This window comes from Paraburkholderia sp. GAS348 (genome assembly GCF_050434205.1).
Lineage (GTDB): Bacteria > Pseudomonadota > Gammaproteobacteria > Burkholderiales > Burkholderiaceae > Paraburkholderia.
On sequence record NZ_JBNPVT010000013.1, the window covers coordinates 54,698 to 72,176 of the forward strand.

16 protein-coding genes are annotated in these 17,479 nt (G+C 63.7%); 6 read left to right on the forward strand and 10 right to left on the reverse strand.

Annotation, left to right across the window (positions count from 1 at the left end):
• Positions 1–63: 63 nt before the first annotated feature.
• From glgA to P3T22_RS21300, 4 genes are all read left to right on the forward strand, one after another.
• Positions 64–1,524: a glycogen synthase GlgA gene (gene glgA, locus P3T22_RS21285; RefSeq protein WP_063495478.1), complete on the forward strand. Its 1,461-nt coding sequence runs from the start codon at positions 64–66 to the stop codon at positions 1,522–1,524.
• 219 nt (positions 1,525–1,743) lie between these two features.
• Positions 1,744–2,613, forward strand: coding sequence for a pyridoxal kinase PdxY (gene pdxY / locus P3T22_RS21290; protein ID WP_429326026.1), 870 nt, complete (start codon positions 1,744–1,746; stop codon positions 2,611–2,613).
• A 276-nt stretch (positions 2,614–2,889) separates the two neighbouring features.
• A complete protein-coding gene (locus tag P3T22_RS21295) occupies positions 2,890–3,351 on the forward strand; it encodes a hypothetical protein (protein ID WP_063495476.1) in 462 nt (153 codons plus the stop codon).
• A 538-nt stretch (positions 3,352–3,889) separates the two neighbouring features.
• Positions 3,890–5,041, forward strand: coding sequence for a branched-chain amino acid ABC transporter substrate-binding protein (locus tag P3T22_RS21300; protein WP_063495475.1), 1,152 nt, complete (start codon positions 3,890–3,892; stop codon positions 5,039–5,041).
• Between the two features lie 108 nt (positions 5,042–5,149).
• Here P3T22_RS21300 and P3T22_RS21305 read toward each other — a convergent pair whose 3' ends face one another.
• Positions 5,150–6,922 (reverse strand): DUF3857 domain-containing transglutaminase family protein, encoded by a 1,773-nt coding sequence (locus P3T22_RS21305; RefSeq protein WP_429326027.1) that lies wholly within the window; start codon positions 6,920–6,922, stop codon positions 5,150–5,152.
• Positions 6,923–6,968: 46 nt separating this feature from the next.
• On the opposite strand from P3T22_RS21305, the gene P3T22_RS21310 reads away from it, so the two are divergent.
• Positions 6,969–7,262: a hypothetical protein gene (locus P3T22_RS21310; protein ID WP_429326028.1), complete on the forward strand. Its 294-nt coding sequence runs from the start codon at positions 6,969–6,971 to the stop codon at positions 7,260–7,262.
• On the opposite strand, the gene P3T22_RS21315 is transcribed toward P3T22_RS21310, so the two are convergent.
• On the reverse strand, positions 7,186–7,539 hold the full coding sequence (locus P3T22_RS21315; RefSeq protein ID WP_429326029.1) for a helix-turn-helix domain-containing protein: 354 nt from the start codon (positions 7,537–7,539) through the stop codon (positions 7,186–7,188). The genes P3T22_RS21310 and P3T22_RS21315 overlap by 77 nt on opposite strands.
• Before the next feature lie 24 nt (positions 7,540–7,563).
• Complete coding sequence (locus P3T22_RS21320) at positions 7,564–8,229, reverse strand: hypothetical protein (RefSeq protein WP_063495473.1); 666 nt, start codon at positions 8,227–8,229, stop codon at positions 7,564–7,566.
• Positions 8,230–8,546: 317 nt separating this feature from the next.
• Here P3T22_RS21320 and P3T22_RS21325 point away from each other — a divergent pair, with 317 nt between their 5' ends.
• Complete coding sequence (locus P3T22_RS21325; RefSeq protein WP_256390477.1) at positions 8,547–8,681, forward strand: hypothetical protein; 135 nt, start codon at positions 8,547–8,549, stop codon at positions 8,679–8,681.
• A 335-nt stretch (positions 8,682–9,016) separates the two neighbouring features.
• Here P3T22_RS21325 and hutG read toward each other — a convergent pair whose 3' ends face one another.
• From hutG to hutH, 7 genes are all read right to left on the reverse strand, one after another.
• On the reverse strand, positions 9,017–9,838 hold the full coding sequence (gene hutG, locus P3T22_RS21330) for an N-formylglutamate deformylase (protein WP_429326030.1): 822 nt from the start codon (positions 9,836–9,838) through the stop codon (positions 9,017–9,019).
• A 106-nt stretch (positions 9,839–9,944) separates the two neighbouring features.
• Positions 9,945–11,330 carry a formimidoylglutamate deiminase gene (locus P3T22_RS21335; RefSeq protein ID WP_429326031.1) on the reverse strand — a complete coding sequence of 462 codons (1,386 nt, stop codon included), beginning with the start codon at positions 11,328–11,330 and terminating at the stop codon, positions 9,945–9,947.
• A 10-nt stretch (positions 11,331–11,340) separates the two neighbouring features.
• Positions 11,341–12,564 carry an imidazolonepropionase gene (gene hutI, locus P3T22_RS21340; protein ID WP_429326032.1) on the reverse strand — a complete coding sequence of 408 codons (1,224 nt, stop codon included), beginning with the start codon at positions 12,562–12,564 and terminating at the stop codon, positions 11,341–11,343.
• A 153-nt stretch (positions 12,565–12,717) separates the two neighbouring features.
• Positions 12,718–13,350 carry a HutD/Ves family protein gene (locus P3T22_RS21345; protein ID WP_429326033.1) on the reverse strand — a complete coding sequence of 211 codons (633 nt, stop codon included), beginning with the start codon at positions 13,348–13,350 and terminating at the stop codon, positions 12,718–12,720.
• A gap of 2 nt (positions 13,351–13,352) precedes the next feature.
• Positions 13,353–15,041 carry a urocanate hydratase gene (hutU, locus tag P3T22_RS21350; RefSeq protein WP_063495469.1) on the reverse strand — a complete coding sequence of 563 codons (1,689 nt, stop codon included), beginning with the start codon at positions 15,039–15,041 and terminating at the stop codon, positions 13,353–13,355.
• Positions 15,042–15,118: 77 nt separating this feature from the next.
• Positions 15,119–15,814 (reverse strand): histidine utilization repressor, encoded by a 696-nt coding sequence (hutC, locus tag P3T22_RS21355; protein WP_063495468.1) that lies wholly within the window; start codon positions 15,812–15,814, stop codon positions 15,119–15,121.
• Between the two features lie 37 nt (positions 15,815–15,851).
• Positions 15,852–17,375 carry a histidine ammonia-lyase gene (gene hutH / locus P3T22_RS21360; RefSeq protein ID WP_429326034.1) on the reverse strand — a complete coding sequence of 508 codons (1,524 nt, stop codon included), beginning with the start codon at positions 17,373–17,375 and terminating at the stop codon, positions 15,852–15,854.
• Positions 17,376–17,479 lie beyond the last annotated feature (104 nt).

Consider the following 17,479-nt stretch of genomic DNA (forward strand, 5'->3'; position numbering starts at 1 on the left):
GCCCGTCTTGCCGCTCGTGTAGACCCGACGCAAACCAGCACTCACAGGAACGAGACCGAGCCTATGACGATTCGCGCCCTGCACGTCGCAAGCGAGCTGTATCCCCTCCTCAAAACGGGCGGTCTCGCCGACGTCGCGGGCGCATTGCCGCCCGCATTGATCGAGCGCGGCGCCGACGTGCGCGTGCTGCTGCCCGGCTTTCCGGCGGTGGTCGCGGGCTTGGCCGACCTGCGGCCAGTGGCGCAGCTGGGCCGCCGTTTCGACTCGCCGGGCGTCACGCTCGAACAGGGCACGCTGTCGTCGAACGGCCTGATCGTCTATATGATCCGCGCCGGCACACTGTACGACCGGCCCGGCAACCCCTATCTGAACGACGAACACGTCCCGTACGGCGACAATGCGCAACGCTTCGCCCTGCTCGGCTGGGTTGCCGCCCAACTGGCGCAGCACCTCGACCCGGCGTGGGCGCCGCAGATCGTCCATGCGCACGACTGGCATGCCGGACTCGCACCCGCCTATCTGAAAGCGGCTGAACGGCAGCACGGCCGCTCGTTCGCGCGCAGCGTCTTCACGGTGCACAACCTCGCGTATCAGGGTGTCTTTCCGGCGCATCAGTTCGGCCAGCTGGCGTTGCCGGACGACTTCTTCAGCATGCACGGCGTCGAATTCTATGGGCAGTTGTCGTTCCTCAAGGCAGGCCTCTACTACAGCGACCGGATCACCACCGTCAGCCCGACCTACGCCCGTGAAATCCAGACGCTCGCTCAGGGTGGCGGGCTCGACGCGTTGCTGCGCCATCGCTCGCACGATCTGAGCGGCATCCTGAACGGCGTCGACTACTCGGTGTGGAATCCCGCCACCGACGCGCTGCTCGACGATCACTACACGGCTACCCGTCTGGCCGGCAAACTGGCCTGCAAGGAAGCGCTGCAGAAGCGCTTCGGCCTCGCGCAGAAAAGCGATGCGCTGCTGTTTGGCGTGGTGAGCCGGCTAACCGAACAGAAGGGCCTCGACCTGCTGCTCGAGACGGTCCCCGAAATTGTCAAACGCGGCGGCCAGCTGGTGGTGTTCGGCACCGGCGACCCGGCGCTCGAAACCGGTCTGAAACGCGTCGCGCACATGCATCCGGAATCGGTGGCAGTCGAACTCGGTTTCGACGAAACACTCGCGCATACGATCGTCGCCGGCAGCGACGTGATCGCGGTACCGTCGCGCTTCGAGCCCTGCGGGCTGACGCAACTGTATGCGCTGGCCTATGGGTCGCTGCCGCTCGTGCATTGCGTCGGCGGCCTGGCGGACACGGTGGTCGACGCGTCGCTCGAAAATCTCGCCGACGATCTCGCCACCGGCTTCGTGTTCGAACGATTCGAGCCGAAGGGCCTTACAGCCGCGATCCGCCGCGCGTTTGCGCTTTATGACCGCCGCCCCGAATGGAAAGCCACGCAGCGTCGCGCGATGCATCAGGATTTCGGCTGGGGCGCCTCGGCCGAGCGCTATCTGGCGCTGTATCGCGAACTCGCCTGATCCCCCTACCCGTTTGATGGTTCGACGCAACAACACGGGGACGGATCGACTCGCGCGTGACAAACTCATGTATTGTTTCCTGACTATGCAGACCGCGCATTTTTCTTGCACTATCTGAATCAGCCACGCCGCTTCAGGCGCCCGGCCAAGGCCGGTTCGTTATCGCGGCCATCCATCTGTTCTCACTGATCGCGCATCACCGTTTGCGCGGGCCACATCATGACGAAAAACGTTCTGAGCATCCAGTCACATGTCGTCTTCGGGCACGCCGGTAACAGCGCGGCCGTGTTTCCGATGAGCCGGCTCGGCGTCAATGTCTGGCCGCTCAATACCGTCCAGTTCTCGAACCACACACAGTACGGTCATTGGACCGGCAGTGCGATCGAGGCATCGCAGATGGAAGAGCTTGTAGAAGGAATCGGCGCGATCGGCATGCTGCCGCGCTGCGACGCCGTGCTGTCCGGCTACCTGGGCACGCCCGAGCAGGCGCAAGCGGTGCTGGAGATCGTCAAGGCCGTGAAGGCCGCTAATCCGCGCGCGTGGTACTTCTGCGATCCGGTGATGGGCGCCGCGAGCGGCTGCAAGGTCGAACCGGGCATCCAGGAATTTCTGGTACGCACCATGCCGGCGGTGGCCGACGCCATGGCGCCGAACCATACCGAGTTGCAGCGGCTCGTGGGCCGCGAGATCGAGACGCTCGAAGAAGCCGTGGCCGCGTGCCGCGAGGTCATCGCCCGCGGGCCCAAGCTCATGCTGGTCAAACATCTGCTCGATCGCAACAGCCCCGCCGACCGGTTCAACATGGTGGTCGTCACCGAGCGCGAAGCCTGGATGGGGCAGCGTCCGCTCTACCCGTTCGCGCGGCAGCCGGTGGGCGTCGGCGATCTGACGAGCGCGGTGTTTGTCGCGCGCACGCTGCTGGGCGATTCGATCCGCGCGGCCTTCGAGCACACGCTGGCCGCCGTGAACGCGGTGGTCAAAGCGACCTGGCAGGCTGGGCGCTATGAACTGGAACTGGTGGCCGCGCAGAACGAAATCGCGCAACCGCGCGAATGGTTCGACGCCTGGGTAGCGGAAGAGACAGCGTAGCCGCCAGGTGCCCTGGCGCGGTTCAACACGCGCCCGTGCGGCCTGCTTCAGTTGCCAGCCGATCCCACACCCGGCACGTGAGCCGCGTTTTTCAGCCGGGCGTCCTATAATGCGTGCCGCGTAGGACCTGGCCGCCAGCCGCCTACGCCGCATTTTTCAGGCGTCCGGGCGTCCGGGCATCGGGCGTCCGGGCATCGGGCATCGGGCATCGGGCATCGGGCGTCCGGCGACCGGCATCCGGCATCCGGCATCCGGCATTCAGCAGACGAGGCATCGATGGACGGTTATATCCGCAGCGAGCGGGAAGAATTTTTTGAACAGTTGTGCATGAGCGTCGACGCGGACGAAGCGCACGAGCAGGAAGCGATCGAGTACTTCGAGAACCAGTTCGACCAGAGCGACTTCGATCCCGCACAGTGGCTCGACATTGCGCTTTACTATTCGCTGGCGGTGGCGCGCGGCATCGTCGATATGGTGACGCCCGACGACAAGGCACGCAGCAATATCGCCGAAATCATCGCCGACAACCTCGACATTTCGTACGGCGAGGACGAGTGCCAGCAGTTCGCCGAGACGATCGAATTCGCGTTGAACAACAGCGTGCCGGTGGATCTCGACCTGGTGCTCGACGGCTGCCAGCGCGCGATCGACGATCTCGACACCTGGGCCGACGAAGAGACCAAGGCGCCGCTGCTGCGTCTGCGCGAAGAGTTGCTGCGCCAGCAAGGCGAGCATTGAAGGTATTTGCCTAGCCTGCTGCAGGTTGTTTTTCGCTGGTCGTTTTCCCACGTCTCATTGGCACATTCGCGGCTTCTATGCCGCGGTGCGCTGCTCCAGCACAGCCGGTGCGCTCGCGCCGCGCATCCCCCTCGTTCTTAAGCATGTGCCGCAATCCGCACCTACGTGTCGCCGCGGACAGGCCGCCAGCCTAAGCGCTGCGCAGGCTATGCCGAAATGCTCATTCAAAGCGCCGCGAACTGCCAAGACGGCTGCAAATTGGCTTTCTATATTCGCGCCAGATTGACCGATATGTGAACGCCACGGCGCGTCCGCCCCCCAAGGGGACTTCCTTCGGGGCGGGAGACTTCCTTCCGGGCGGCGGATTTCCTCCGAGGCGGGGGATTTCCTTCGGTGTAATCCAGCATTGTTAATGGTGACCGATCATCCGTACCCTTGATGACGCGCGCCATGCGAAGTCAAACCAATGCGTGCGCGTCAATCCAGCGTTACCGTCTTGCCGCTTTCACACCTGAAACTGTCGATGGAGAGAGAGACCATGAGTCTTCGCAACACGCTGAAACCGCTTGCTCTGTTTGTTGGCGCTACCTTCGCGGTCGCGCCGCTGGCCAGTTTCGCCGACGACCTGCCGGTGAAGATCGGCTTCGCCGCGCCGCTGACGGGCGCCAACGCCGGCTACGGGAAGGATCTGGAGAACGGTGTCCGGCTTGCAATCGAAGAAGCCAACGCGCAGAAGATCAAGATCGGCGACAAGGTCGCGCAATTCCAGCTCGTCTCCGAAGACGACCAGGCCGACCCGCGCGTCGGCGTGCAGGCCGCGCAGAAGCTGGTCGACGCGGGCGTGTCGGCGGTCGTGGGCCACTTCAATTCGGGCACGACGATTCCTGCCTCGCAGGTGTACGAGCAGGCCGGCATTCCGGTGATCGACCCGGCCGCGACCAATCCGATCATTACCGGGCGGGGCTTCGCGAACACCTTCATGGTGATTTCCACCGATGCGCAGAACGCCGGCAACGCGGGCGTCTACGCCGTCGAGGTGACAAAGGCCAAACGCATTGCGATCATCGACGACCGCACGGCGTTCGGCCAGGGCGAGGCCGACGAGTTCGAGAAGGCAGTGAAGGCGCATGGCGGCACCATCGTGACGCGCGAGTACACCGACAATCACGCAGTGGACTTCAGCACGCAGATCACCAAGATCAAGGCGACCAACGCGGACCTGATTTTCTTCGGCGGCCTGGATACCCAGGCGGCCGGCTTCGCCAAGCGGATGAAGCAATTGGGGCTGAACGCGCAACTGGTGGGGGGCGGCGGCGTGATGGACCAGGACTTCATCAAGCTCGCCGGCGACCCGGCCGAAGGCGTAATGGCCTGGGAATACGGCCGACCGTTGGCCCAGTTGCCGGGCGGCAAGGACTTTTCCGCGAAGTTCAAGAAGCGCTTCGGGGTCGATATCCTGTCGTACGCACCGTTTGGGTATGACGGGGCATGGGCCGCGATCAAGGCGATGCAGCAAGCGAAATCGAACTCGCCTGCGGTCTACCGCCCAGTGCTCAAGGCGATCGATGACGACGGCGTGACCGGGAAGATTTCTTTCGACAGCACCGGGGCGTTGAAGAGCGGCGCTTCCACGCTGTATCAGGTCAAGAACGGGAGCTGGGTTCCTATCGTGACGAAGAGCGGAAGTTAAGGGTCTCCCTTTGCCCATCACGGCGTGATTGTTAGCGCGGCAGCGGCGGTACTTTTTTACCGCCGATGCCGATGCCGCTGCCGCTGCCGCTGCCGCTGCCACACGAGCCTATTTGACCTCCTTCACCACCACCTCGGCATCGAGATCCCGCTCGATCCGGACAAGATCGTCCTTCACGCCGGCAAATTCATCGGCAGAGCACATCTGATGCCCAAACGCGGCGCGAAGGTGCCGCCTGACCTGCAAGACCCGCGCGGCAGGATCGAACACGTAGCGGGCAGAAAACTCGAAGAAACGATCCTGCACCGTGGCATCCGGGGGCACCTCCGTCACGCGGGCAAACCTCGGCAGCGTCATTTCCAGCGTCTCGTCGAATTCCCCGCCGATGCAGGCCCACGGCTGCGTCCTGGCCGGCTCCGCAAGCCACGCCTGCACCTGCCCCGCCATTCCGCCGGACAAGCTCGTCAAGGCGGGCACGGCCGTCGTGCCGTCGGTCCAGACAAAGTGCTCGACCCGTCCCTGCATCGATATGGAAAACGGTCCATCCGTTGCAGTCAGATCGCCCGCGCGCAGCTGCGCTGTGCCATGCAAGCCCGTCAGCAATAGACGATTCGCGGCAATCTGCTGCGTACGCTGGCGTGTCGCGCGCCGGAACGTGTTGCGCTCCAGCTCCGCGGTATAGCCGGCATCTTCCACGCGATAAGCGTAGTTGGCCGCCCCGCTCTCATCGACGTCGATCTGCAGGCGCGCCATGCGCTCGCGCCACTGGGTGGCCGGCGTGCGCGCCAGCACGCCGTCGTCGACCAGCAAAACGGGCCGGTCCATCACGCTCGGCGGCAAATAACCAAAACCCACGCCGCCTGCCGTGGTGTCGGCAAATAACGATAGATAAGGAATCCAGACGATTGCATGATTGATCGCGCTGCTTCCATACCCCGGCACGGACGGCAAGCTATAGTACGGCCCGAGATTGAGCAGCACGGCCTCGCTGCGGATGCCGGCCGCGGCCAATAGCGCGCTGTACAACGCGACGTGATCCTTGCAGTCGCCATAGCGGTTGTGCAGGATGTCGATCGCCCTATGCGGGATCGCCGCCGTCTCGCCGAGAAACAGCGCGACGTAGCGAATATTCAAACGCATCCAGTCGTACAGTATCTGCGCTTTCGCGCGCGGGTCGCTGGCCTTTCCGGTCAGGCTCTGCGCGAGTTCAACGATCGCCGGGTCGCTCATCGTCGCGTCGGCAGCTGGGCCGCGATAACGCGCGGCGAAACTCGCGAAGTCCGGCACCGTCGACACCATCAGCCGGTCGCCCCAGTTCGCATAGCCCACCGCGCCCGTTTCGAGCGGCGCATACGGGCCGTGCCGGTAGTCGAACTCATAGCGGGTGCGGCCGTTTGCCGTAACCGGCGCCAGCGCGACATAGCCGCGCGCATCGGCATAGAGCGGCACGTCGGCGGGCAGGTCGAAAATCAGGCGCTGCATCTCGACGGGGTCGCGCGTCGGTTCGACCAGATACGCGAAGGTGCCGGCCTGCAGAGGCTTCGTGCGGGTTTTGCGAAACGCCAGATGCACGCGCGAGCCGGGCTCGACGCCCGGAAAGATCACCGTGCGCAACACCCCGTCTTCGAAACTCGGCGCGCCCGCCGAACGGGGTTCCTGCACGTCGCGGATCGCCTCGGGGCCGACCGGATGCGCGACGCCGTTCGGGTCGATCGTTTCCGCAGCCAGCAATTGCACCTGCTCGATGTCCTTGTTGAACCACACGTAGCGTTGCGCGATATCGTCAACGCCGCTCGTCGTGTTGGCCCGCAAGACCGTGTCGTCATGTTCTTCGACGGAGCCGTCTTTCTGGATCACGAAGAGATGGACGTCACGCTCCACCGTCGAGGGTGAAAGGTCGTCGTTGGGGATGCTGGCGGAACTGGACGTGCTTGACGTGCTTGACGTGCTTGACGTGCTTGACGTGCTTGACGTGCTTGACGTGCTTGACGTGCTTGACGTGCTTGACGTGCTGGAGGTGCTGGACGTGCTGGAGGCGCTAGACCTGCCCGGACCGCTCGCGGCACTGCCTTCAGCCTGCGCGGCGCTTGCGCACGCAACCAGCGCCAACGCGGCGGCCACCTTCATGAACGCAGCGCACAGGATCATGCGCGACGCGCCCTGCCCCGCGCGCGCCACGCACGCGGACTCGACGCAAACTCCGCGCGAAACGCATGATTGAAATTCGACAGATCGTTGAAGCCGCAATCGAGCGCGATATCGACGACCTTCGCGCTGTCGTCGTGAAGACGCAGCGCCGCCGCTCGCAAACGTGCCCGCAGCACATATTGATGCGGCGTCACGCCGGTCACGCGCTGGAACGTGCGCAGGAAATAGAACTCGCTCAGCCCCGCCGCGGCGGCGAGGCTCGCGAGGGGTGCGCGTTGCGCGAGCGCCTGCTGCAAAGTGTCGGCAATTTTCCCCAAGATGCACCTCGGCTGAATCCGTATTGTGGTCACTGCGCGCGTGGCGCGTGACTTACATCAATCCGCTCCCCCAATTTGCCCGAGCAAAGCCTGCAACCGCTCCACATGCCTGAGCAGCAAATGCCGATGCTTTTCGATCTGTTCCAGCCGGCCGGCCAGGTCGGCCTGAATCGGGTCGTCGAGATCGGCGGCGGCGATCACGTCCTCCACTTTCGAGCGCATCGATGCAAGGTCCACCGGCGCCTGACTCAAATGCCGCTCGAAACGCCGCACATCCTGTATCGCCAGATCGCGAACTTTGCGGAAGTGAGCCTGACGCCGATGCGCTTCGGCGTCGAGCGTCTCTTCTTCCACGCGTTTGGCCGGACCCGCCTGGCCGAAAATCGGCTCAGGCGGGCGCAGCACCGTCTTCTTGCGCACCGGATGCGCCGTGCCGCGAAAACGCGCAAGCGGCTGTTCGTTGTCGATCGCTTCGCGCGCCTTGGGCGGTATGTCCTGCTCGGTATGCGGCACGTTCATCCAGCCATTCGGCAAGCCCGTGACCGCCTCGATGCCGCGCACGAACTCCTCGCTGAATTCGCGCTGGCCGGACAACATCAATTTCAGATAGCTGGCGGAAAAGGTCATCATGCGCGCCAGACGCGTCGCGGCGCCAACCTCGCGGGTCAGCAGCACCAGGTTCGCTCGCCAGACCGGGAGCAGCAATTCGTCGGAATCTTCCATCGCTGGGCCTTCCATTTTTTGCCCGATGTACGGATGACGCGATGCACACACGTCATCGTTCTGAAAGGGTAGCCGCTTCAGCGCCTCGCGCGCAATGCCCGCACGCGTATCCTGCGACGCTCGATGTGCCGAAATGGCACGCTACTGCGCGCCGCTGTCCGGGGATAAACCGCCACGATGCCAGGCGCTTTGAGTTGACCCATGCATTCGGCCAGCGTTCCCGCGCTTCACGCGCGATGTGTGGCATCCTTTCGAACCGTTGCGGCACGCCGCGTGCTGCAGCGTTAGCACCACCACCATGAATTAAGGATTTTGTAATGAAGAAGATTGTTCTCGCCATCGCAGCAACCGTCGTCACCCTGAGCGCGATCGCTCCCGCCCAGGCTTATGAGCACCATCGCGAATGCCACAAGGTGCGCGTCCACCATCACTGGGAACGTCGCTGCCACTAAGCGTTCGCAGCCCACACGGTGCACGTTGGAGAGCCCCGCCATAAGCGGGGTTTTTTGTGGCCGCTGCGCTTCGGCGCGGCGCGGGTCAACCCGGCGGCTCAACCCCCACGGTTCACCCTTTAGCGGAACCTTCGACGCTCTATACGTTCGGCGCGAAAACCGCAGCATGCAATCACGGACACATGCTGTTACACCTTTGCGGTGTGAGCCGACGCGGTGTGAGCCGACGCGGTTGCGGCCTCGCGGAATGCGAAGCGCGGCGAACCGCGTGGCGAAGATGAGAGGGATATCCGTCACAGCAGCGCGCTCAGGCTGCCGCCGGCAAACTGCCGCCGTCACGCTGCGCTAACGCGCTCCAACGCCGTCGCCATAAGTTGTTCAAGCAAAGGCTCGATCTTCACAGCCAGCGTTTCGTCGTACGCATACGGCATCTGCTCCTCCATATACGTAATCTGCGACAACTCGAGCTGTACCGCGTGCACACCCTGCGACGGCTGCCCGTACTGGCGCGTGATATAGCCGCCCTTGAACCGCCCATTGGCAACAGCGGAATAACCGCCATGCCGTTCGACTACGGCGGCCAATTCCTCCCCCAATCCCGCCACCGCGCTCACGCCATTCGACGTGCCGAAATTGAAATCCGGCAGACGTCCTTCGAAAAAACGCGGCACATGCGAGCGAATCGAGTGCGCTTCCCACAGCAGCACCTTGCCGTGCTTCGCCTTCAGCGCGGCGAGCTCGCGCGCCAGCGCGTCGTGATAGGGCTTCCAGTAAACATCGCGCCGGCGCGCGACTTCGGCGTCCGTCGGCAGATGGCCTTCCAGGTACAAGGACTCCTTGTCGAAGGTATCGACCGGCAGCAAACCGGTGGTGTCCTGCCCCGGATAGAGGTTCGCGCCATCGGGCGGACGGTTCAGGTCGATCACATAGCGCGCGTACGTCGGCGCCAGGATCGACGCGCCCATGCGCTTCGCAAACGCGTAGAGGCGATCAAGGTGCCAGTCGCAGTCGTCGGTGCGCTGCGCGGCCGGCGTCATCGTTGCGGCGATATCGGCGGGAATTTGCGTGCCCAGATGCGGGATCGAAATCAGCAACGGCAGGCTTCCCTGATGCAGCGATAAAACCGGCGGAGGTGTGGCAGTAGATGAAGCAGTCATATCAGTCCGGAATCGATGAATCGATAAAAGTCGAAGGTTCAACTCATTCGGCAATATATTCGGCCATTCACGCGAGCATTTCGCTTCAGCGAGTGGCGTCAGCGCCTTACTTGAGCAGGTCGGCGAGCGCCCCGCGATAGCGCGCGTAAGCGCTCTCTTCGTCGCGATGGCGGCGGTTGTCGACGACCTTGTCGCCGCCCGCATAGACGTCGCGAATCGGCGACTCGCCATGCTCGCAGAATACAACGCCCGAGAGCCATGCGTTCGGCGCGTGCTCGGCGATGCTCGAATGATCCGGATCGAGCACCAGCCAGTCGGCACGGCGGCCCGCTTGCAGTGCGCCGACCGCACGACCCGTAGCATGCGCGCCGCCTTCGAGCGCAGCGTCGAACAACCGATCGGCCACGTGCGTAGCCTGCGACGATGCCAGCACATTGCGCTGCCGACGCGTGAGGCGCTGGCCGTATTCGAGCAAGCGCAATTCCGAGCGCCAGTCGACGCCGATATGGCTGTCCGAGCCCACACCGATGCGCCCTTGCGCGTCGAGATACGCGTGCGCCGGAAAAATGCCGTCGCCGAGATTGGCTTCGGTGGTCAAACACAGACCGGCGACCGCGCCGCTTTTCGCGAGCGCAAGCGTTTCGTTCGCATCGACATGCGTGGCGTGCACGAGGCACCAGCGGCTATCGACGTCGAAGCGGTCGAGCAGCCACTGCACCGGCCGCGCACCTTCGGTTTCAAGGCAGGCGTCGACCTCGGCGGTTTGCTCGGCGATATGGATGTGAACCGGCGCGCTTCTATCGATGCCGTTCAGCAAGGCACGCAACGAATCGGCCGATACCGCGCGCAATGAATGGGGCGCTACGCCATAACGCAGAGCAGCATTCTCGGGACGCGCCGCACGCAACGTACCAAGCAGACCGAGCAGACCCTCCGGCGTGTTGATGAAACGCTGCTGATCTTCACGCGGTGCGCGCGAGCCGAAACCGCTGTACTGATACAGCACGGGCAGCATCGTCATGCCGATGCCGCTCGCCGAAGCGGCATCCACCACGCGCTGCGCCAGTTCCGCAGGGTTCGCATAGTGGCTGCCATCCGGCGAGTGGTGCACGTAATGAAATTCGCAGACCGACGTATAGCCCGCCTTCAGCATCTCGATGTACAGCCACTGTGCGACGGCAGCGAGCCCTTCCGGCGTGATTCGCGCGGCGAAGCGGTACATCAGGTCGCGCCAACTCCAGAAGTTGTCGGTAGCGTTCGCACGATATTCGGTCAGACCGGCCATCGCGCGTTGAAACGCATGCGAGTGAAGATTCGGCATGCCAGGCAACACCGGGCCGGCCGCCTTTTGTACACCGTCCTGAACAGCCGCCGTATCGGGCGTAACCGACGTCAGGGTGCCGTTTTCGTCCCATTCCAGCAGCACATTGCGGCGCCAGCCGTCGGGTAAATAGGCATGATCGGCGAATAGCGATTGTTTGGATTGCATCATCTCTCAGGCCCTAGCTTAAATCGCGCCGCGTATAAACAGTCTCGCCCGCACGCACGACTCGCGCGCACAACGGACGCCCAATCCAGTAAGCCAGCTCGGCAAGCGTTTCCACCGACCACACCGCGAAATCCGCCGCGCGCCCTGCTTCCAGCGAACCATGTGTATCCGCCTTGCCGAGCGCACGCGCCGCATGCGAGGTCACGCCTTGCAGCACTTCGGGCACGGTCATGCGGAACAGCGTAGTCGCCATGTTCATCATCAGCAGCAGCGACGTGGTGGGCGACGTGCCGGGATTGCTGTCGGTGGAAATCGCGATCGGCACCTGATAGCGCCGCAGCAAGTCCAAAGGCGGCAATTGCGTTTCGCGGATGAAGTAGTACGCGCCGGGCAGCAGCACGGCAACGGTGCCGGACTCTTTCATCGCCGCAACACCGGCTTCGTCGAGGAATTCAAGGTGATCCGCGGACAGCGCATGGTGACGCGCGGCCAATACCGTGCCGCCGCCGTTCGACAACTGCTCGGCGTGCATTTTCACCGGCAATTTATAGCGCTCCGCGGCCTGGAACACGCGCTCGCTTTGCTCCAGCGAAAAACCGATGCGCTCGCAAAATACGTCGACGGCGTCGACCAGGCCTTCGTCGGCGAGCGTGGGCAGCATCGTGTTGCAGACTTCGTCGATATACGCATCGGCCCTTCCCGCGAATTCGGGTGGCAATGCGTGTGCACCGAGAAACGTCGTATAGACCGATACCGGATAGCGCTCGCCCAATTGGCGCGCGACGCGCAGCATCTTGCGCTCGCTGGCGAGATCGAGGCCGTAGCCGGATTTGATTTCGACCGCCGTGACGCCTTCGGCGAGCAGCGGTTCGAGGCGCGCGGCCGATTGGCGCAACAGCGAGTCTTCGTCGGCGGCACGCGTGGCGCGCACCGTCGAGACAATGCCGCCGCCCTGCCGCGCGATTTCCTCATAACTAACGCCGGCGAGGCGCTGCGCGAATTCATCCGCGCGCTGGCCGCCGTACACCAGGTGCGTATGGCAATCGACGAGACCCGGCGTCACCCACGCGCCGTGCAGATCTTCGCGCGGCCATGCGGCGTAGTCGGTGGGTAATTCGGAAGCTGCGCCGAGCCATGCGATCTTGCCGTTGTCAACGGCAATCGCGGCATCGGGCAGCGTGTGTTGGGGATCGCCCTTGGGGCAGAGTTTCAGGTGATGCCAGACGGTTTGCTTCATCGCGTGCTCTTTGCAGCTCGTTGCGTGTCTGTGGTGGTTCGCGGCGCGCTTTGCCAGGCCCTTGCCTGGCATTTACCAGGCATTCACCCGGCATTCACCCGGCCTGTGCCAGGATTTAAGCGCGCACGCGAATCGTCGTGATCGTTGCGGTCATTACATATAGCGGATGCTGATCGCGAGCAATGCGCCCTCGCCCTCGACCGTGCATGACAGCGCACTCGGCGTGTCGATGCGCAGTGTGTCGTCGGCCTCGAGCACTTGCGGTTGGGCTTCGCCACCGAGCGTGACCGAAACCGAACCGCTTGCGCAGAACAACAGCACCACGTCGGCGGACAAAGCGCGTTGTGTAGTGCCGCGCCACACTTCGGTTTCGCCCACCGCCGCGCCACGGCGCACCATCAGGTTGAAGTCGCTCGTCGCGCCGTCGACGAGGCGTGCGTCGATTTGCGCTTCGCCCGCAAACCGCGCGATATCGAGCGGCTGAGTCAACGCATGCGTCTTCACGGCGTGAGCGCCGGCATCGCCTGTTTCGTCGAGCAACATGCCCGCGCCCGACAACAACACCAACGTGCGGTCGATACCCGCAAAACGCGAGAACGGCCCGGCCTGCGCCACGTCGGCGATGCTAACGCGCCACACGAAAGCATCGAGCCCCGCGCCCGCGGGAAACGCAGCGACTTCACGCGTGACGCCGCCGCCGTTCTTCCACGGCGCCGCCACGAGGTCGGCGCCGCGAATCAGCGAAGCGGTTGCCATGCTGCCGACAAGCGGGCTGTGAAGCGCCACGATCAACGGCCCAGCATCGGCAGATTCAGACCTGCCTCACGCGCCGTTTCCTGGGCGAGTTCATAGCCCGCATCCGCGTGACGCATCACACCGGTCGCCGGATCGTTGAACAGCACGCGGCCAAGGCGCTCCTTCGCCGCATCCGTGCCGTCAGCGACGATCACGACACCCGAGTGCTGGCTGAAGCCCATGCCGACGCCGCCGCCATGATGCAGCGAGACCCACGACGCGCCGCCTGCCGTGTTCAGCAGTGCGTTGAGCAACGGCCAGTCGCTGACGGCGTCCGAGCCGTCTTTCATCGATTCGGTTTCGCGATTCGGGCTTGCCACCGAGCCGGTATCGAGGTGATCGCGGCCGATCACGATCGGCGCCTTCAACTCGCCGTTCCTGACCATTTCGTTGAACGCCTGGCCCAGACGGTAACGATCCTTCACGCCGACCCAGCAGATCCGCGCCGGCAGGCCCTGGAACGCAATGCGTTCGCGCGCCATGTCGAGCCAGTTGTGCAGATGCGGATCGTCTGGGATCAGTTCCTTGACCTTCGCATCCGTCTTGTAGATGTCTTCGGGATCGCCCGACAGCGCGACCCAACGGAACGGGCCCTTGCCTTCGCAGAACAACGGACGGATATACGCCGGCACAAAGCCGGGGAAATCGAACGCGTTTTCCACGCCCATTTCAAGCGCCATCTGACGGATGTTGTTGCCGTAGTCGAGCGTAGCGGCGCCACGTTCCTGCAGCGTCAGCATCGCCTGCACCTGCTTGGCCATCGACTGCTTGGCGGGCAGCACGATGCTATCCGGCACGGTTTTCTGACGCTCGCGCCAGTCTTCGACATTCCAGCCTTGCGGCAGGTAGCCGTGGATCGGATCGTGCGCGCTGGTCTGGTCGGTCACGCAATCCGGCGTGATGCCACGCGTCACGCATTCGGCGAACACATCCGCCGCGTTGCCGAGCAGGCCGATCGACACCGGCTTGCCCGCTTTCTTCGCTTCTTCAAGCATGGCGAGCGCTTCGTCGAGCGTCGCCGCTTTCTTGTCGACGTAACGCGTCTTCAGACGGAAGTCGATGCGCGTCTCGTCGCATTCCACTGCGATCATCGAGAAGCCGGCCATCGTCGCGGCCAGCGGTTGCGCGCCGCCCATGCCGCCCAAGCCGCCCGTCAGAATCCAGCGGCCCGAAGGGTCGCCGTTGAAATGCTGATTCGCCACCGAGAAGAACGTCTCGTAGGTGCCCTGCACGATGCCCTGGCTGCCAATGTAGATCCAGCTGCCCGCCGTCATCTGGCCGTACATCATCAGGCCCTTGCGATCGAGTTCGTGGAAATGTTCCCACGTCGCCCAATGCGGCACCAGGTTCGAATTCGCCAGCAGCACGCGCGGTGCGTCCGCATGCGTCTTGAACACGCCGACCGGCTTACCCGATTGAATCAACAGCGTCTCGTCTTCGTTCAGGTCCTTCAGCGACGTGAGGATCTGATCGAAGCAGTCCCAGTTACGCGCGGCACGGCCAATACCGCCGTATACGACCAGCGCGTGCGGATGCTCGGCGACTTCCGGATCCAGATTGTTCTGGATCATCCGGTACGCGGCTTCCGCGATCCAGGTCTTGCAGGTCTTTTCCGCGCCGCGCGGTGCGCGGATCGTGCGGGTCGGGTCCAGACGCGGGTCGATGTGTTTCGGGTTGTTCATGGTGGCCCTCGGAATACGTGAAAATGTTCGGGAGAATTCGGAAAAATGAGTCGTGAAATCAGTCAGAAACGGCGAAATCAGAAATGTCCGGTGAAGCGATAGCGGCTGCCGGGATGCCAGAGATTGGCGACCGAAGCGACCTGGCTTTGCGACCATGTGCGCCGGTGCAGCACGAGGCACGGTTCGAGTTCATCCATCGTCAGCAGCTCGCGTGTGTCCCCATCTGCAGCCAGCGCTTCGATGCGGTACTCGACGCGCTGCAGCGGCGCGACGCGCACCAGATACTGATTCGGCGTGGTGTTCGTGAAGTCCTGCAACGCGTACTCAGGCGCAACCGCCGGATTGACCCAGCGCTCTTCGAGCTGCACCGGCTCGTCGTTTTCGAAATGCAGCACGCGTGAATGAAACACCGGACTGCCCGCGCTCACCTGCATTTCTTCGGCGAGCGCTTCGTCGGCGATGCTCGCTCCGACGTGCAGCACCTTCGCCTGATAGCGATGACCGCGCGCGACGATTTCGTCGGAGATGCTGCGGATCGCCACCAGCGTCGATTCGTACTTGGGCCGGGCCACGAACGTGCCCGAGCCCTGCACACGCGTGAGGACCTGCTCCGAGGTCAACTCGCGCAACGCACGGTTGACCGTCATGCGCGCGACGTTGAATTCGCGTGCGAGCTCGTTTTCGGAAGGCACCTGGTCGCCTTCAGCCCATTCGCCCGCATGGATGCGGCCGAGGATGAAGTCCTTGATGCCCTGATAGGCCGGTGCGTTCATTGGCTTGATTTGCGTGCTTGAAACGTGATGTTCGAGCTTACTGTTCGGACGCGAACGAGAACGGGCTCAGCTTCGCGATCGTGCCGTTTTGCACGAGACGCGTGACGGCCGCGATATCCGGTGCGAAGTAGTGATCGAGCTCGTAATGCGCGACGTCCTTGCGCACTGCATCCATCACTTTCTGCAGGCTCGGGCTGGTCTTGTGCGGCGCGCGCAGATCAACGCCTTGCGCGGCGGCGAGCAACTCGATCGACAGGATGTTCGCGACGTTTTCGGCAATGTCGCCAAGCTTGCGCGCGGCGAACGTCGCCATCGAAACGTGATCTTCCTGGTTCGCGGACGTCGGCAGCGAATCGACCGAAGCCGGATGCGCGAGCGTCTTGTTCTCGGAGGCGAGCGCCGCAGCGGTCACGTGAGCGATCATGAAGCCCGAGTTCACACCACCGTCGCGCACGAGGAACGGCGGCAGGCCCGACAGCGTCGCGTCGATCAGGAGCGCGATGCGGCGTTCGGCCAGGGCGCCGATTTCAGCAACGGCGAGCGCGAGGTTGTCGGCCGCGAATGCAACCGGCTCAGCGTGGAAATTGCCGCCCGACAGCACTTCGCCCGTGTCCGGGAAAATCAGCGGATTGTCGGAAACGGCATTCGCTTCGATCAGCAGCACGTCGGCGGCGTGACGCATCTGGTCCAGACACGCGCCCATCACTTGCGGCTGGCAGCGCAGGCTGTACGGGTCCTGCACCTTGTCGCAATCGGCATGCGACACATTGATGCCCGAGCCTTGCAGCAGCGAACGGTAAGCCGTTGCCGCGTCGATCTGACCTTGATGGCCGCGCAGGTCGTGAATGCGCGCGTCGAACGGCTTGACCGAACCCGCTGCGGCGTCCACCGACAACGCGCCCGCCACCAGCGCGGTGCGATACAGGTCTTCGATTGCGAACATGTTGTAGAGCGCGAGTGCGGTCGAAGCTTGCGTGCCGTTCAGCAGCGCCAGACCTTCCTTCGCTTGCAGCGTAAGCGGCTTCAGGCCGGCCAGCGCGAGGCCTTCGGTGGCCGGCATGCGCTCGCCCTTCGCGAACACTTCGCCGACGCCGAGCAAGGTGGCCGACATATGCGCGAGCGGTGCGAGGTCGCCCGATGCGCCGACCGAACCCTTGACCGGAATCACCGGCAGCACATCGGCGTTGTACAGCGTGATCAGTGCTTCCATTACTTCGCGGCGGATGCCCGAGTGGCCGCGGCCGAGGCTCGACAGCTTCAGCGCGATCAGCAGGCGCACGACCGGACCCGACATCGGCTCACCCACGCCGACTGCGTGCGACAGCACCAGATTGCGTTGCAGCAGTTCGAGCTGGTCACGCGGGATGTGCGTGCTGGCAAGGCGCCCGAAACCCGTGTTGATGCCATACGCCGGCTCGCCTTTCGCGGCGATATCGGCGACGGCTTTGGCGCAGGCGTCGATGGCGGCGTGGCTGGCGGGATCGAGTTGCAGCGCGACGTGTTCGCGTGCGATCTGGCGCAGTTGCGGGAGGGTCAGGTAGCCGGGCTTCAGATTGATCATGGTGTTGTCCTGTCTTGTCTATACAATTCGAGAGAAGTTTAGCGTCGCCGTCTTGTATATACAACTTGTTTTTGCAGCTTTGGGCCTAGGGGTTTCCATTAGGG

What these genes read in the sequence shown, in the direction of transcription:
- hutI (WP_429326032.1), bottom strand. Translation starts at nt 12,564, where the DNA reads ATGAAGCAAACCGTCTGGCATCACCTGAAACTCTGCCCCAAGGGCGAT.
- hutC (WP_063495468.1), bottom strand. Translation starts at nt 15,814, where the DNA reads ATGAACGCACCGGCCTATCAGGGCATCAAGGACTTCATCCTCGGCCGC.
- P3T22_RS21320 (WP_063495473.1), bottom strand. Translation starts at nt 8,229, where the DNA reads ATGGAAGATTCCGACGAATTGCTGCTCCCGGTCTGGCGAGCGAACCTG.
- P3T22_RS21295 (WP_063495476.1), top strand. Translation starts at nt 2,890, where the DNA reads ATGGACGGTTATATCCGCAGCGAGCGGGAAGAATTTTTTGAACAGTTG.
- hutG (WP_429326030.1), bottom strand. Translation starts at nt 9,838, where the DNA reads ATGACTGCTTCATCTACTGCCACACCTCCGCCGGTTTTATCGCTGCAT.
- pdxY (WP_429326026.1), top strand. Translation starts at nt 1,744, where the DNA reads ATGACGAAAAACGTTCTGAGCATCCAGTCACATGTCGTCTTCGGGCAC.
- glgA (WP_063495478.1), top strand. Translation starts at nt 64, where the DNA reads ATGACGATTCGCGCCCTGCACGTCGCAAGCGAGCTGTATCCCCTCCTC.
- P3T22_RS21300 (WP_063495475.1), top strand. Translation starts at nt 3,890, where the DNA reads ATGAGTCTTCGCAACACGCTGAAACCGCTTGCTCTGTTTGTTGGCGCT.
- P3T22_RS21325 (WP_256390477.1), top strand. Translation starts at nt 8,547, where the DNA reads ATGAAGAAGATTGTTCTCGCCATCGCAGCAACCGTCGTCACCCTGAGC.
- hutH (WP_429326034.1), bottom strand. Translation starts at nt 17,375, where the DNA reads ATGATCAATCTGAAGCCCGGCTACCTGACCCTCCCGCAACTGCGCCAG.
- hutU (WP_063495469.1), bottom strand. Translation starts at nt 15,041, where the DNA reads ATGAACAACCCGAAACACATCGACCCGCGTCTGGACCCGACCCGCACG.
- P3T22_RS21335 (WP_429326031.1), bottom strand. Translation starts at nt 11,330, where the DNA reads ATGATGCAATCCAAACAATCGCTATTCGCCGATCATGCCTATTTACCC.